Genomic DNA, 16,566 nt, shown 5'->3' with positions numbered 1-16,566 from the left:
TATGAAGAATATGATTTTAGAAATCGCCGCCTATGTAAACGCTCTTAGACCTATCATATACATTCCTCACAACGACTTCACGAGTATCGAAAAGGTTATAGATAATGTAGCTGACGGAAAATTCGAAATAGTCGAGTTCAATCATGGTTATGGATATGTGGACTTCCGGACGAAACTTCCGAAGACCAAATGTTCACTCAGTGAGTTCTTACGGTATGCCGACGATGTTAGTAGCGAGCCGAGATTTCTGGTTTTGAAGGATGTACATAGGGAACTTGGCGAACCAGAAGTACAAGCATTGCTGAAGAGCATCGCGATGAAGAATCTCTACAAAGAGGATTTCTACTGCACGGTATTCATCCTGAGCACAAGCCTCGTGGTACCGGCGGAACTCGAGTCGCTGATTACCATATTGGAGGTCGGTGCACCCGACGCCTCGGACATCGAGGAGCTCATCAAGGATTTTTCGAGAGTGCAGGACATCAGTATCGAACAATCAATCATCGACGAGATGACCCTATCCTTCAAGGGCTTGAGTGAGTTCGAGATTTATCAAATCCTGAACCTCGCATATCAGTCGAACGGCGAGATAACGGCGGAGGACAAGTCGTTGATTCTTCGGGAGAAGGAGCAGTTCGTAAAGAAATCCGGGATGCTCGAAATCATCAATTTCCAGGAGGACATCGATGATATCGGTGGACTCGAGAACCTGAAGTCCTGGCTTAGGAGGAAGGCCCGCATCTTTAATCATCTTGATCATGCGATGAAGGCAGGCGTCGACGTTCCGAAGGGTCTGATGATGGTAGGAATGCCGGGATGCGGGAAGAGTCTTGCGGCAAAGGCGACCGCTAAGCTCTTCGACGTACCGCTATTACGTCTCGATATCGGTAAGCTTTTCGGGAAGTATGTCGGTGAGAGCGAGGACAACATGAGGCGTGCACTTAAGACTGCCGAGGCGGTCAGTCCTTGCATCCTTTGGGTGGACGAGATTGAAAAGGCGTTCTCCGGTATAGGGGATTCTGGAGGTGGCAACAGTGTCACGACACGCCTGTTCGGGACGTTCCTGACATGGATGCAGGAGAAGGAATCGACGGTATTCGTCGTCGCGACGGCGAACGACATTTCGTCCCTTCCTCCTGAATTGTTGCGGAAAGGACGTTTCGACGAACTATTCTCGGTCAATCTTCCGAACAAGGAGGAGCGAAGACGGATTCTCGACATCCATTTGACTAAGCGTCGGAAAAACAATTTAGAACTGGATACGATTAAAGTCGTCAAGGCGACCGAAGGTTTCAATGGAGCGGATCTCGAGTCCGTCGTTAAGGATGCCATAGAAAATCTATATCTGGAAGGACGTGACGAGCTCCGGACGGAAGACTTACTCGACGTGGTCAAGGAGACGAAAGGAATATCGGATTCGTTGAAGGACAAAGTCAATCAAATCAAGATGAGCTTGGAAAAGTTCGATATCAAACCAGCTAGTGTTCAAGATGTGACGTGAAAAGGATTGTGCTTAAATTTTAGAAGACATGGGATACTTATTTCTGATTGCAAGACGTAATCGGAAATAAGTATATAAAAATGATATCTAGTGATATCAATGGAAAAATAGGAGGTCATGATGCACGAGAGACTTGTGCGAGAGTTGCTTCGATCACCTGAGAATGAATATGTCGACTTTAAAAAGACGATGTACCGTAGGCAATCCTACGCGAACTTACTTCTAGACGTGATGTCGATGGCGAACAGCGCATACGAAGGGAGTAGATATATCCTGATGGGGATCAAACACTTTCCCGATGGAGAGGTGAGAGTGCATGGGATTGGTGATGATGAAAAAAAAGATTCCTCCACCTTCCAACAGTTGATATTTGAGAACATAGAACCCTATCTCCCGATTGAACTTCACTATGTAGAGGTGGACGATAAAACGATTGTAATCATCGAGTTAAAAAATCCGACGCAACAGCCTTACATGATGAGAAAGAAGTACAATAATCTTCATGAAGGACTATGTTATGTCCGTAGAGGTTCTCAGCAAGGACATGCAATGAGACAAGACTTCCTCCGTTTCGCGACTTGGAGAGAACGTTGCGATTTTTCTATTGTAGATGGACATCTTCGTGCCTTGGACGATCGGAAGGATTATTCCTCCTTAGTTTGTAGTATCAGAAATCTTACATCCTTTCCGATGATGATTATCGGTGGATACCTCGAAATTCTTGACTCTGAAAAGGTACTATCGAGACTGACGCTCTATGGTTTCGAAGAAAATGTAATCGGTGCGGACTTTAGGATGGAAGTTCGTCCGATGTCTGAGAAGTATGGTGAACTGCATTTCAGCTTCAGCTCTTCAGATGTCATACGGATGGGTATGGGTGACTCAGGCATCTTAGATTCAGGAATCCGACTGAAGGTAACGCTAATCGACTCAGCCGAAAACCGATATGTAGCCATTCATGAGAATCCGTTCATTCACGTGAGAGGAGACTTTCTCTGGAAGGTACGACAGTTATAGCTTTTGCATTGTCGGATAAAAGATTGAGTTACATACAACGCCTAGACCTTCCTCACATCTAGACCTGTGAAGTAAAGGTCAAGAAATTGATTAAAATTATTACTTGAACAGGACGGGAAGCGGCCGGATCGACTCATGTCGATGGACCGCTTTTTTTGTCTGCTGTAGTTAGGCCACTCATTTCTTCTTCGGTGCGTTCGTCATTATGCACTTTAAAGGTTGATAGGAGGAGCTTCAAGAGAAGATGCAAGAGGTATGATTCAAACAATGATAGAATCATAAGACACATGGCTTCGATGATACGAATTTCTTCAATGAAGCTAACAGAATTAAGGATGAAAAATAAAGTGAGATGGATGATGAAGACGATCTTATTCAATTCCTCTGAATCCTTTCTTGAACAATCTTGTATACATTTCGATGTCGAAAGTCATATCTAAAAAAATCACCAAATACTAATTGAAGATATTATGATGACTCGAGGTATACGAGTTCAGTCGATTTCTCTGGATTTTCGAGCTTCTGAAACGATGATGTGGTTCTCTGACTTATAGTCATGAGCATGAGAATATCCGAATGTCCCTTGATGGTTAGGGAGGAGCGTCACTCTTATGGAGGTTTCATCGACTAAATGAAGAGTCATCTAATCATCGGTGCTCGAGGTGATCAGGAGCGTAAGATATTTATGAGATGCTGTATGATAAAACCTCTTAGTTAATGAGAACTTATGTTCCTATTATGGGGTATGAAGATGATTTTCGCAATCCTATCCAGAATGGAATGGAGATGAATGCCAAAATACACATCGCATGGGACAGGTCTAAGCCCTTCAGTCATTTGAAAAGAGTACCAAGGGAGGGATAAAGATTTTCCGAGGTGTTGGAGTTGTCCTATACTATACATACCAAGTGTTTTCGACATGTCATTTAGGAGGAGAACAAGAATGTTGACTTTCAAGGAACGGATAGATAAATATGAATATCAACTGAACGACACGGACGATCAGATCGTCGAATATATGCTCGGGCACATCGAACATGTCATGACGATGTCTATACAAGTATTAGCAGAAAACGTCTATACGGTACCGAACACCATCGTCAGACTATCACGCAAGCTAGGATATGATGGCTTCTCACATATGAAGAATGCCATCAAGAACGAACAGGATGATGACCAGCAGGGGATGGATCATCTGAACAAGACACGTGAACTGCTCGATCCCGAGAAGATGGAGGACATCAACCATCTCATCATGCAAGCGCCACGAGTGTTGATTTACGGCATCGGGGATTCTGCCATCTATTGCGAGTATCTGATGAATGGATATAGGGTCGCGAACAAGAAGTGTGAGTTCAACATGCATCGTCACAACACGTTATCCGAACTCGAGGCGATGTCCCCTAAGGATTTATTGGTGCTGATCTCGGTTTCGGGAGAGAGTGCTCAAATCATCGAGGTAGCCGATCGCGCCAAGGAACGCGGTATCAAGATGATTTCCATCACGGACTTCCGAAAGAATACGCTGCAGCGGCTCGCGAATCATACGCTCTATTTTTCTTCACCGCCAACCTACCATCGGCAACACAACGTGACGGACCCGACACCGATTTTTTACTTGCTACGAAGACTACTGGAGGGCTACTGGAAGGCATACATGTGATGTGTATAAATACACATGAAAACCCTTACATTCATAATCGATGTGCAGAAAGGAGAAGAATCCATCTTCTCCTTTTTTTGTTGCTACACTAGTCTCATCAAGCCAATGCAAGACTATGAGGAGGGGCGAAAGCCATGTTATTAAAGGAAAGCACATCCCTGTCACTCTTACATGTCCATCAATCATTTCGAACGAAGGATGAGGTGATTCGTTTCCTGATCCATCAATTGAAACAGAACGGAAGTATCGCATCAGAGACAGCATTCTATCAAGCGGTGATGGACCGGGAGGCGTTATCCCCTACAGGATTCGAGGGCGGACTCGCGATTCCTCACGGTAAATCCGATACGGTCCTGAAGGCCTCGTTCGCCATCGCGACGCTCGAGAAGCCTGTCCTGGATTGGGAGAGCCTCGATCCGGAGAACCGTGTCGAACTCGTCATCCTGCTCGCGATACCGACGTCGGAGGCAGGTTCGACGCATCTCGCCTTGCTGTCCGAGTTCGTCACCAGACTGACGGACGAATCGTACAAGGATCGCCTTCTGACTGCCTCGACGGCAAAAGAACTCGAGCGACGCCTGGATCAACTCGACGTAGAAGAGGCCTCATCAACTCGATTGGACGAGGACACGCCTCTCGTCCTCGGTGTGACGGCATGTCCGGCAGGAATCGCACATACCTACATGGCAGCAGAAGCGCTCGTCAAAGCAGGACGAGAACTAGGTGTCGAAGTGAAGGTTGAGAAGCAGGGTGCGAACGGCATCGAGGATCGTCATACGAGACGAGACATCGATCGAGCCGTCGCAATCATCTACGCTGTCGATGTATCAGTCAAAGAGGAGGACCGTTTCGGTCGACTCCCGAAGGTGAAGACGTCGGTCGCTTCGCCGTTACGAAACGCACGTAAGCTACTCGAGACGGCTGTCGAGAAAGGCAGTCGGACTCAGCTGGATGAGTCGCCTAAATCGAATCAGTCTGATTATGTGCAAGAAGAGAAGCAATCGTGGAGAACGGAAGTCAAGAGTTCTCTTCTGACCGGTATCTCGCATATCATCCCAATCATCGTCGCGGGTGGTATGACGCTCGCCGTCGCCGTCTTCATCTCCCAGATCTTTGACTTACAAGACCTTTATGCAGAGGAAGGGTCCTGGCTATGGCTCTTACGTCAGCTGGGAGGTTCGCTCCTCGGTCAATTGATGATTCCGATACTCGCTGCTTACATGGCGTACTCGATTGCGGATAAACCCGCTCTTGGACCAGGCTTCGCGGCAGGTGTTGCCGCCAACTTGATTGGTAGTGGCTTCCTCGGTGGGATGCTCGGTGGTCTCTTAGCTGGTTATTTCCTGAAGTTCTTGAAAGCGAAGGTCAAACCTCAAGGGACGTTCGCTGGATTCATCAGTTTCTGGGTCTATCCCGTCGTCGGGACGCTGTTCGTCGGAGCCGTCATGCTGTTCGTCGTCGGTCGTCCGCTTGCCGCCCTGAACAACGGCTTACTTGAGTGGTTGAGTGGACTCGAGGGTGCTAATGCACTCTTTCTCGGTGCGATTATCGGAGCCATGGTGTCCTTCGACCTCGGTGGTCCGATCAACAAGGCTGCCTACACGTTCTGTATCGGTGCGATGGCGAGTGGGAATTTCATCCCCTATGCCGCTTTCGCTTCGGTAAAAATGGTCTCCGCCTTTTCGGTGACCTTGTCGACAAGAATCGGTAAAGGACTCTTCACGAAAGAAGAACAGGAAATCGGAAAGCAGACGTGGCTCCTCGGTCTTGCTGGGATCACGGAAGGAGCAATCCCGTTCATGATCAATGATCCCTTGCGCGTCATCCCTTCGCTCGTCGCGGGTTCAGCCGTGACGGGGGCCATCGTCGCCTATTTCGGAATCGGATTGAACGTTCCAGGGGCAGGGATCTTCTCCCTTGCCTTGTTACAAGGTCAATCCTTCCTGTTCGGTGCGGTCGTATGGTTCGGGGCAGCCTTGATAGGGGCCGTCATTTCCACGTTCTTGCTGTTATACACGAGAAAACACAAAAAAGATAAGTTGGCGAAAGAGATGAAACGCGCCGCATAAAGGAGAGAGTCGAATGAAACAAGTTCATGTCGTGCCACATATGCACTGGGACCGGGAATGGTACTTCTCGACGGAAGAATCACGAATCCTACTCGTCAATAACTTAGAGGAAATCATGCATCGCCTAGAGACGGACGAGGCTTATCCCTACTACGTCCTCGACGGGCAAACGTCAATCCTAGAAGACTATCTCGCAGTGAAGCCAGAGAATCGCGATCGAATCAAACGATTGGTCCAGGCGAACAAGTTGATCATCGGTCCTTGGTATACACAGACCGATGAGATGATCGTCGGTGGGGAATCAATCGTCCGGAACCTACTATACGGAATCAAGGACTCGCGAGAGTTCGGTCCTCACATGGAAATCGGCTATCTTCCGGACTCCTTCGGACAATCTGCCCAGATGCCGATGATTCTGAACGGTTTCGGAATAACGCGCTCCATCTTCTGGCGAGGGACTTCCGAGCGACACGGGACTGACAAGACGGAGTTCTACTGGATATCCGATGATGGATCGAAGGTATTGGTCCAGTTGATGCCCCTCGGTTACGCCATCGGTAAATATCTCCCGACGGAAGAGCAGGCGTTGAAGAAGCGGATGGATAAGTATCTACCGGTCCTTGATCGCGGTGCGACAGGAGACCATCTCCTGTTGCCGAACGGACACGACCAAATGCCACTCCAACAGAACATCACGGAAGTCATCACCCGGTTGCATCGACTCTACCCGGAACGTGAATTCTTCCTGAGTCGCTACGAGAACGTGTTCGAACAGCTGGAACGGCAACTCAATCTCCCGACGATTTCAGGAGAGTTCTTGGACGGGAAGTACATGCGTGTACACCGGAGCATCTATTCGACGCGGATGGACATCAAGACCATGAACACGATGATCGAGAATAAGCTGACGAATACGCTTGAACCATTGATGAGCCTGGCCTACAAGCTAGGAATCGAATATCATCATGGGCTCGTCGAACTGATCTGGAAGGAAATCATGAAGAACCACGCGCACGATAGCATCGGCTGCTGCTGTTCGGACAAGGTCCATCAGGAAATCGCCAACCGTTTCTTCATCGCTGACGAGAAGACAGACCAGCTGATTACGTTCTACAAACGAAAAATCGTCGACTCGATCGAGACGGAACGAGGAGAAGACCGTTTGACGTTCTTCAACCTGTCTCCTCATGCGGACCGTAAGGTAGTACGAACAGAGGTGATCACGAAGCTCGAAGAGTTCCGACTCGAGACGGAGGTAGGGGAGGTCGTCCCACATCACGTGCTCGAACGTAGCATCCTCGATCCTGGTCTGATTGATCGACAAATCGTGCATTATGGAGACTACGAACCCTTCTACAAGTACACGATTGAAATACAGATTCCACTACCTGCGTTGTCCTATGACACGTTGTTCGTGGTAGCGGCCTCGTCATCAGGTCATCAATCGGAAATAGCGGTCACGTCTGAGACAGTGATTGAAGATAGAATCAAGACTGAATTCTATGAGGTATCAGTCAAACCGAACGGGACGATTGATTTGATTGATCGACGGACCGGGCAGTCGTTCGAAGGGCTTCTGCTCCTCGAGGACAGCGGTGATGACGGGGATGAGTATGATTTCTCGCCACTCGTAGGGGACCGACCGATCACATCTCAGTCCAGCCGACCGTCAATCGAGAGATTGGATTCAGTAAGCGGAACGCGCTTGAAAATCATTCATGACTTGAAGGTTCCTCGGAATCTCGAGGAACGGAAGGAAGGTCATTCCTCCAGTCGATTGAAGGTAGTGCTGGAACTGGACTTCATCGAGGACGAGCCCGTGATTGGTCTTACAGTCTCGGTCGACAATGAAACGAACGACCATCGTCTGCGATTCCACCTCCCGACGACGTTACAGGCGCAGTCCTCCTTCTCCGACCATCAATTCGGTGAAATCAAGCGACCATTCATCGATGACGCCTTACAGGTTTGGGAGAGAGAAGGATGGGACGAACGACCAGACGGAATCTTCCCGATGTTGTCGTATGTCGGCGTGCGAGATGACGAGACGAGACGGGGACTCGGCGTCATCACGAACAGTTCACGAGAATTCGAAGTAATCCCATCGCCGTCACCGACCATCGCGGTGACACTGTTCCGGAGCGTCGGAGTCCTCGGAAAGGAAGAGCTCGTCCGGCGTCCAGGACGACCTTCTGGCATCAAGTTGCCGACGCCGGATTCACAGATGATCGGAACTCATTCATTCGGATTCGGAATCACGGTGCTCACGCCGGAGGACAAGCTGTCCTCGGTCGCAAAACGGCATTTGACACCGTTCGTGACCTACAACAAGATTCCGCATGACGCGATGCGCTTGAACCCGACAGGGCTTCGACTGAAGGCATCGAATGGTCTCTTCAGTCTATCGGATAATGGTCTGATCATGAGTACCTTAAAAAAAGCGGAACAGGATGAAGGTCTCATCCTACGCGTATACAATCCGACGGACCGTCCGCTCCCCTTATCGTTCGAGGCAGGACTGCCCAAGCATCTCTTCGAGGTGGACTTGAACGAAGAGGGACCAAAGGACGTCCGTGCTACCGTCGGAGGCGGTGAATACTTGCTGAAGCCGAACCAACTCAAGACCATCTTAATGAAATGACGCTGGACGGGGCATGTTTACGCATGCCCCGTTTCCTATACACAGGGAGGGAACATGATGACGATTTTAGTGGCGATGGACTCCTTCAAGGGAAGCCTGAGCTCATCCGAGGCGAATCGGGCAATCCGGGAAGGCATCCACCTCATCAACCCGTCGGAACACGTCCATACCGTTACCGTCGCGGACGGTGGGGAAGGGACGATTGAGGCCCTGCGACATCCTTTCAATCTGGAACTATACGAGCATACGGTCCTTGATGCACTAGGGTCCCCGAGGACGGCGACGTACGGATTCAACCCCTCGACACAGATTGGCGTCGTCGAGGTGGCCGAGGCATGCGGTCTTCCCGAGATTCCGGAAAACCGTCGGAATCCCGTCCATGCGACCACGTTCGGGGTGGGAGAGCTCATCCTCGCAGCCGTCGAGAAGGGAGCGAAGCATCTGTTCGTCGGCCTCGGCGGAAGTGCGACGACGGATGGTGGATTCGGTATGTTGCGAGCACTCGGAATCGAATTCTTCGACGAGGATGAGGAGAGGATAGATGGCACAGGTCTTCTCCATCGCATCCATCGAATCGACGATACGAAGAAGCGCACCTCGCTCGAGGGATGTTCTTTCACCATCGTCTGCGATGTAGAGAACCCGTTCTTTGGCAAGGAAGGGGCTGCCCATGTATATGGTCCGCAGAAAGGGGCGAGCATCGAGGAAATCCGACTACTCGATGATGGGTTACATCGTATGGCGACGGTCATCCTCAAGGAGAGACGAATCGACCTCCAACGAATACCAGGCAGCGGTGCGGCAGGCGGACTAGGTGGAGCATTCGCGGCATTCCTCGACGGGACTTTCGCATCCGGAGCAGGTCTCGTACTAGACGCGAACGGTGTGCGGAAGAAAGAGGCATCCTTCTCCTTGATGTTCTCCGGCGAAGGGAAGATTGACTCACAGACCTTGAAAGGAAAACTACCGATGGCCATCGCTAGTACGGGAAGCGCACAAGATGTTCCAGTCATCCTGATCGGAGGGGGTGTCGACATCCCTGCGGTCGAACTGATGAGCAAAGGAAACATCTCGGCACATTCGATTGCCACCGGACCGATGAATCTTGATGAAATGATGGAACCCGATATCGCGTTCCATGCACTGAAAGAAAAGGCGGCTCACTGTTATATGTTATGGAACTCTACTCGGAAAGGATGAGACACATGATATTGAAGATGGAACCCGTGTTCCAAGAACGACTATGGGGTGGGGAGAAACTCGCGTCACGATTCGGCTATTCCCTTCCGGCGAACCAGATAGGTGAATGCTGGGGGATTTCCGCTCATCCGAATGGTGAGAGTATCGTCATGGATGGTTTGTACGAAGGGAGGACGTTGGCAGATTTGTGGGAGCACGAACGTCACCTGTTCGGAGAATATTCTAGCGATACGTTCCCCTTGCTCGTCAAAATATTGGATGCGGCCGACGACCTCTCCGTCCAGGTCCATCCTGACGATCTGCAGGCTCAGGAATTGGAGGGGGTGTCATACGGTAAGACGGAGTGTTGGTACGTAGTAGAGGCGGAAGAGGGCGCGGAAATCATCATCGGTCACACCGCTCGAACGAAGGAGGAGATGTGCGACCGAGTGGACGCCGGGGAGTGGAGGCGACTGCTCACACGTCAGCCTGTAAAAAAAGGAGATTTCTTCTTCGTTCCTAGCGGTACAATCCATGCAATCGGAAAGGGAATCGTGATCCTAGAGACGCAACAGTCTTCCGACACGACCTATCGATTGTATGACTTCGAACGAGAGGATGCGGCAGGAAATCAACGCGAACTTCATCTCGATAAGGCGATTTCCGTCACGACCATCCCTCACATGCCCCGTAGTCCAGAGACGACCATCCGTCAAGTGGATGGTGGATGCATCAGAAGATTGGTGGAGGTCCCGGAGTTCAACGTATACCATGTCCGAGCATCGAGAGGCTTCGAGTTAAAAACGCTAAATCGTTTCCGTGCCATCACGATACTGTCCGGAAGGGGGAAAATCGGACGATACGAGGTGAGCAAGGGAGACCATCTCATGATTCTGGCCGGGACGTCGTCTCAAATCGAGGGGGAGCTGGAATGGATCATGAGTGATGTCCCTGCGCATACCTACGTCCTTAGTTGACCAATGGTGCTAGAACGAATCGGCATGAAGGATTATTGAAAATAACTAAAACGTATACATTTCGACGCCGAAATGTATACGTTTTAGTTATTTTTTCGTTCAACTCATCCAGACGTATCATCCGAACGAATAGAACGATGAAGTTCTCCGTATACGATTTCTTCTTGATAAAAACAAGAATATAGAAGATAAAGTAATCTAAAGTAAAAAAATACATTTCTATGGTGCAATCGAATCTATGAAGAAGGATAATGACTTTAGTGATACGGCGAAAAATACCGTCATCTCATGACACATTCACCAAGTGCGAGGGCGGTACGCAAAGAAAATTCATCTTGGAGGTATTCATGGAAAGGTTCAAGCGATTATTCATCAGTACGAGTCTATTGATTGGCGCGATGCAGACGGGCATGCCCGTCACGACGAACGCCTTCACACAAAATGAAAAGTTTAGTCCCACGAGTGTTTCTTCTGGAGATTCTAGACCTAAAGCGATACAGGCTAGAGATGCGAGCGACGAATCAGGAGTCGGCGAAAAGGATGCGACACCGCCCGCTCCCCCGGTGGTGAACGATATAACGGACCAGACGACGCTCGTGAGCGGAAAGGTAGCGCCTCGCGCGACTGTCATCCTCAAGATAGGGACGAAAAGCTTCGGACCTGTGACGGCGAGCGGGACCGGGGAATTCGAGTTCATCGTCGATAGACAGCAAGCCGGATTGATGGCCATCGTCATGGTGATCGATGCGGAAGGTAATGTGGGTGGGGAGACGAGGATGACGGTGAAGGATGTCACTCCGCCAGATGCTCCTCAGGTCGATGACGTGACGGATATGTATTCTTACGTGACCGGTACGGCTGAACCCGGGACTACGATCACCGTCAAACATCAAACGAGCATCAGGGGGGAATCTGTAGTCGGGAAAGATGGACGTTTCAAAGTATCCATATACGGAAATGATGCGAACACGACGTTGACCGTCACTGCGACGGATACATCGAATCATAGAAGTAAGGAGACGACAATAATCGTCAGAGACGCTAGTCCTCCCTCGACTCCGAGCGTGTTTTTCGAAGTGACTGATCGGACCACGCTCATTAAGGGAAGGGGTTCCTCAGGATCGGTTGTTTATGTAAAAGTAGACGATAAAGAAATCGGCTATTCTCCTGTTGAATCGGAATCAGGGTACGAGGTGGTCATCCCTCCGCAAAAAGGTGGGACGAGACTAAAAATCATGGCGGTGGATCGCGCCGATAACGTCAGTCAGGTGACTGAAATCATCGTCAAGGATACGACCCCTCCATCACCTCCGACTGTGAATGATTTCTCGGACCATTCCACCCTGGTCAGTGGATGGACGGAACCGGGAGCGAAAGTCAAAATCCGGGTAGGTAAAAAGATCATCGGGGAGAAATCGGCCGGTAAGGACGGGAAATACGGAATCGTCATCGCGAAACAGAAGTCGGGCACTGAGCTACTTGTCCAGTCGATCGATAAGGCTGGCAATATCGGGAGTCCTAGAAAGATCATCGTCTTGGACAAGACACCACCGCCGGCCCCGACGATGAATCCTGTATCTGACCGGTCGACGACGATTAGCGGCCGTGCCGAAGTCGGTGCGAAGGTGTTCATAAAGATTGGTGACAATGTCATCGGGAGCGTGATCGCTAATAAGGGAGCCTACAGCATCAAAATCATTGGATTAGAGGCGGGTACCAAGATGACCGTCCACGCCGTCGACAGCTCAGGGAATCAAAGCGCTAAGCGACAAGTGACCGTGTCGGATCGTACTCCCCCGATGATATCGAGCGTGAGCAAGCTGAAGCGCACTGACGGATCCGTCAATGGGAAGGCAGAGTCCGACGCCAAGATAACCGTCTTCCGCGGCTCACAGAAAATCGGCGAAGGAAAGGTCGATGGAAAAGGTATCTTCAAGGTGAAGATAAAAAAACAAAAAGGCGGTTCAGTCCTGATCATCCGAGCTCAAGACAAGTCTGGTAACAAGAGTAAGGACAAGACGATCAGAGTCCTTTGATTGAACCATCCACCCTGAAGAAGTACGGGCATGTAAGCCAAGGAGATTACCTGACCGATCAACGAGAACATAAATTAACTTAAAGGATATGATGACGTGAAAAGCAATAAGGTGTACAAGATATTTCTGACGACGGCAATCACGCTTGGATTCGGTTTAGCCGCCTCCCAGACGGTTTCCGCTTCCGAGGGCGCATGCAGCCCGTCGTTCATGGAAAGTGATACCGAAATCAGATTAGACATTAAATCATATCTATCCGATGCGCCTACCGGATCCTATCTAATCGTAGAGTATGAACGTGCTGATGGTGAACGGACAAAGACTACCCTGAGCAACCCGACATATCCGTATCGATTCGATATCTCTAAACAAACCAGCTTCCAATTCCAGCTCCGGTCGAGGGACGGACAAGTATTGAAGGAATGGACCCAAGAAGTGTCGCCCATCGTGACCCGAATCAAGGCGATGAAGGATGGAGATACGACCATCTCCGTCAACACCGAACCGGATGCGTCCATAGAGTACTCTTACGACGGCGAAGGTTGGAACTCGAGACGGTCGCTGACGACCGATGAGACGGGTGACTTCCGTGGAGAGTTCAGCAAGAGAGGGCGTGGTGACTTCTCCATCGACAAGACCATCGGCGAATGGCAAAAGCATCAGCAGGTATCGGTAAGGCATGATGAGATAGATGCAAGCCCACCCGTGATCGTTCGATCAGGACAGCAGGACGTGGACGACGAGGCAAGGGGGATACAGGTCGACATAGACGATTCCGTTCGTAAGATTCAAGTGGAATACCTCGACAAGGACGAAAGAGTGGTCAAGGACTCCGTAATCGAATACAGCGGTGTCGAAGGGATGGATACGACTCCGTACTATATCCGTAACACGGGGGATCATACGTTCAAGGAGGATGGCATCAGATATATCAGACTAAGAGGCACCAACGGTAACGACTGTGAATCGGAATGGAAAGTATTGAGCCTCAACTATGTCACTGGACCGGTCGTCCGGATGGACCCTTCTCTTGAAGGTGATATGTACGTCTCGGGATTGAGCGAACCGGGTTCCCGGATCATCTGGTCACAAGACAAGTCAATCGGGACGTCAAGGGTCGGGATTGATGGCAGGTATAAAATAAATCTTCCGAAAGAAGTCACGAAGAACCCGCCCAAGCTGAAGTTCTACGATGAATCGAACAAGGAGAGCGTCGTCGACATCTACGCCTTGGACAAAATCGATCGCTTCATGGCTACGAAGAGCCGCAATTCCATCTATGTCCTTGCTGCTCCATCGACACCCAACTTCGGGCGCCATGTCATCGAACTGAATGGCAAAAAAACATCTCTCGTCATTTCTGGGAAACAAGTCTATTTTTATAATGGAAGGGAATGGACTAATTTTCCTAAGCTGCCTTTCACGATTAAATATAGCGCACTGAACGCCGATGGGACTACCAAGTATTCATTCGAACAGGTCGTGAGTCAGGAGAAGGCGACGAAGGGCTTGGAGAATGTAAGGTACGATCTAGATAAACAAGTTCTTTATGGTGAGTCGAATCTTTTCTATCATACGTCAATATGGGACGAGAAGACTCGTTGGTCAGCATCGGCCTATGCATACGAAAAGCAAGTGATCATACCTCTGAGTGACAAGAAGGAACTCGTCAAGGTCGGCGATACGGTCTCCATCTACACAAATGCAGGCGGGGGTGGCGTATATTATGCGCAAAGTATCGAAATCAAGCAGACGAAGAAGTTGAAAGCTCCGATAGTGAAGGAAGTCACCGACTTTTCCGACCATATCGAAGGTAGTACGCTCCCTGGTATGATCGTCCAAGTGAAGATGAACGGCAAGACCTATACCGGACAGAGCTCTTCGAAGGGGCTGTTCAAAATCAAGGTCGCTTCCCCGATAGCGGGGAAGGAAGTCCAAGTCGTGGCTACCGACCGCCTGAACCAAAGCACACCGGTCACCATCTCGAAAGTCTTGAAAGTATTCCCCTACTTCAGCGTCTCAGGTGTGACGACGAAAAGTACAGGGGTGAAAGGCAAGGGTAATGCAGGGGCAGAGGTCAGTGTATTCGCAGGGAAGAAGTTGATGGGTAAGACACTCATCGATAAGAAGGAAAACTTCTCGATCAGATTACCGAAACTGAAGAAGGGGACGACATTGAAAATCGATGTGAAGAAGAAGGGCTATCAAACAAGGTCATTGACGATCAAGGTGTATTAAATCTTTCAATCATCAGTGATATGACAAGCGAAGACCTTCAAATCACCAAAATTTTAAAATGCTTCCGAATACAGACACCCCTCCATCCGGGACGAGCGATGAAGGGGTGTCTTGTTTTTCGTTCCATCATAGGATGTGAGGTATGGATGTCGATGTCATCAACAATCCTTAGAGACCTCATTTCCCGTGGTAGGCATACATATATTTCTGGAAGTCGACCTCTTCAAGTGCTCTCCTTAAGAATTCAGTGGTTCGTGCGTTTTCTTCATCGTGGGATTCATCATATTTCATTTTACCGAATGATGTCCGGTAGGATGAAGGCATCATCTGAGAAAGCTTAAGAGGATGTCGTGTAGTTTCATCATTAATTCCGTCCGGATGATCCTGACGATTCATATCGACCTTTTCCAATCTAGTCTGTTCTAAGGCATATAGAAACTGTTGAAGTTCTTCCTTGGATACCATGTAGGTTCCTCCCGTATCCTTCCCGCTCTGCACATTCATGACGAACCAATCATGGATGTGCAACTGTTCTCTCCAACTGAATGAATATCGTTCCATGAAGGACTTGACGTGATCGACACTTTCGGGAATGTCATCTGGTTCGTAAACAGACGAATACGCGGGATATTTTTTTACGAAGGAGCGAGCCTTTTTAGAAAGGGGGACGATTTCCCTTTCAGCCTCCTTGATATACATTCTTAGCTTCGACTTGATTTCATAATGTAATGCACGTTGTCCCTCGTCGATGTTGTTGCTCCCGTTGATGAAGGCGAAGGCTTCGGATTGATTGATGAACATCTTCGATTCGATGTCGACGTCATCGAGATAGAATCTTTCGAGGGAACCTGCCGCCAAGAACCTTAAATAGCTTCCGTAATCACCTTGCTGTGCTCTTTTAGCGTGTTTCAGCATGAATAATTCACGATTATACGTGATGATTTCGTGAAGGACTTTTGCTTCGACGCGTGGGCGTAGTGTAAGAAACATTTTTATCGGCATCCTTAACACTTCCTTTTCTGGAGACTAATATTCGACTGTTGTTCTTTCCTATTCAACCTTTCCGAAAGAATTCCTTTATTGTTAAAGCACTAGGTCAAAGTACTGGTAATAGGCTATAAAAAATAGAGGGATGATAGTAAAATATAGGTAAAATAAAAATCGAATTTAGAAGGAGATTTTTTAGGGTATCTTAATTATTTTCAATATCTATGTTCTGAAGCATATGCATGGAACGGTTAGAGG

The 16,566-nt window shown here is 49.0% G+C and carries 10 protein-coding genes; 9 read left to right on the top strand and 1 reads right to left on the bottom strand.

Translation table 11 applies throughout. The annotated features are described in order from the left end of the window. Position 1 precedes the first annotated feature (1 nt). From K6T22_RS16640 to K6T22_RS16600, 9 genes are all read left to right on the top strand, one after another. Positions 2-1,501: an AAA family ATPase gene (locus K6T22_RS16640; protein ID WP_238240424.1), complete on the top strand. Its 1,500-nt coding sequence runs from the start codon at positions 2-4 to the stop codon at positions 1,499-1,501. 117 nt (positions 1,502-1,618) lie between these two features. Then, positions 1,619-2,518 carry an AlbA family DNA-binding domain-containing protein gene (locus K6T22_RS16635; protein WP_337927137.1) on the top strand — a complete coding sequence of 300 codons (900 nt, stop codon included), beginning with the start codon at positions 1,619-1,621 and terminating at the stop codon, positions 2,516-2,518. Between the two features lie 943 nt (positions 2,519-3,461). Then, positions 3,462-4,181 carry a MurR/RpiR family transcriptional regulator gene (locus K6T22_RS16630; RefSeq protein WP_238240418.1) on the top strand — a complete coding sequence of 240 codons (720 nt, stop codon included), beginning with the start codon at positions 3,462-3,464 and terminating at the stop codon, positions 4,179-4,181. Between the two features lie 134 nt (positions 4,182-4,315). After that, entirely contained in the window at positions 4,316-6,250 is a 1,935-nt protein-coding gene (mngA, locus tag K6T22_RS16625) for a PTS 2-O-a-mannosyl-D-glycerate transporter subunit IIABC (RefSeq protein WP_238240417.1), read from the top strand. A 13-nt stretch (positions 6,251-6,263) separates the two neighbouring features. Next, positions 6,264-8,891 (top strand): glycoside hydrolase family 38 N-terminal domain-containing protein, encoded by a 2,628-nt coding sequence (locus K6T22_RS16620; protein WP_238240415.1) that lies wholly within the window; start codon positions 6,264-6,266, stop codon positions 8,889-8,891. A gap of 54 nt (positions 8,892-8,945) precedes the next feature. After that, positions 8,946-10,091 (top strand): glycerate kinase, encoded by a 1,146-nt coding sequence (locus K6T22_RS16615; protein ID WP_238240414.1) that lies wholly within the window; start codon positions 8,946-8,948, stop codon positions 10,089-10,091. A gap of 5 nt (positions 10,092-10,096) precedes the next feature. After that, entirely contained in the window at positions 10,097-11,047 is a 951-nt protein-coding gene (gene manA / locus K6T22_RS16610) for a mannose-6-phosphate isomerase, class I (protein ID WP_337927136.1), read from the top strand. Positions 11,048-11,394: 347 nt separating this feature from the next. After that, positions 11,395-13,083, top strand: coding sequence for an Ig-like domain-containing protein (locus K6T22_RS16605; RefSeq protein ID WP_238240405.1), 1,689 nt, complete (start codon positions 11,395-11,397; stop codon positions 13,081-13,083). Between the two features lie 96 nt (positions 13,084-13,179). Next, positions 13,180-15,321, top strand: coding sequence for a hypothetical protein (locus K6T22_RS16600; protein ID WP_238240397.1), 2,142 nt, complete (start codon positions 13,180-13,182; stop codon positions 15,319-15,321). A gap of 177 nt (positions 15,322-15,498) precedes the next feature. Here K6T22_RS16600 and K6T22_RS16595 read toward each other — a convergent pair whose 3' ends face one another. Beyond that, entirely contained in the window at positions 15,499-16,236 is a 738-nt protein-coding gene (locus K6T22_RS16595) for a hypothetical protein (RefSeq protein ID WP_238240395.1), read from the bottom strand. Positions 16,237-16,566 lie beyond the last annotated feature (330 nt).

This window comes from Exiguobacterium acetylicum (assembly GCF_022170825.1).
Classification (GTDB): Bacteria; Bacillota; Bacilli; order Exiguobacteriales; family Exiguobacteriaceae; genus Exiguobacterium_A; species Exiguobacterium_A acetylicum_B.
Note: the sequence above shows the minus strand (reverse complement) of the source record. Positions and strands in the feature narration are given on the sequence as shown.

Excerpts from the sequence above, each read along its gene's own strand:
- K6T22_RS16640 (WP_238240424.1), top strand. The coding sequence starts at position 2 with ATGAAGAATATGATTTTAGAAATCGCCGCCTATGTAAACGCTCTTAGA.
- K6T22_RS16635 (WP_337927137.1), top strand. The coding sequence starts at position 1,619 with ATGATGCACGAGAGACTTGTGCGAGAGTTGCTTCGATCACCTGAGAAT.
- K6T22_RS16630 (WP_238240418.1), top strand. The coding sequence starts at position 3,462 with ATGTTGACTTTCAAGGAACGGATAGATAAATATGAATATCAACTGAAC.
- mngA (WP_238240417.1), top strand. The coding sequence starts at position 4,316 with ATGTTATTAAAGGAAAGCACATCCCTGTCACTCTTACATGTCCATCAA.
- K6T22_RS16620 (WP_238240415.1), top strand. The coding sequence starts at position 6,264 with ATGAAACAAGTTCATGTCGTGCCACATATGCACTGGGACCGGGAATGG.
- K6T22_RS16615 (WP_238240414.1), top strand. The coding sequence starts at position 8,946 with ATGATGACGATTTTAGTGGCGATGGACTCCTTCAAGGGAAGCCTGAGC.
- manA (WP_337927136.1), top strand. The coding sequence starts at position 10,097 with ATGATATTGAAGATGGAACCCGTGTTCCAAGAACGACTATGGGGTGGG.
- K6T22_RS16605 (WP_238240405.1), top strand. The coding sequence starts at position 11,395 with ATGGAAAGGTTCAAGCGATTATTCATCAGTACGAGTCTATTGATTGGC.
- K6T22_RS16595 (WP_238240395.1), bottom strand. The coding sequence starts at position 16,236 with ATGCTGAAACACGCTAAAAGAGCACAGCAAGGTGATTACGGAAGCTAT.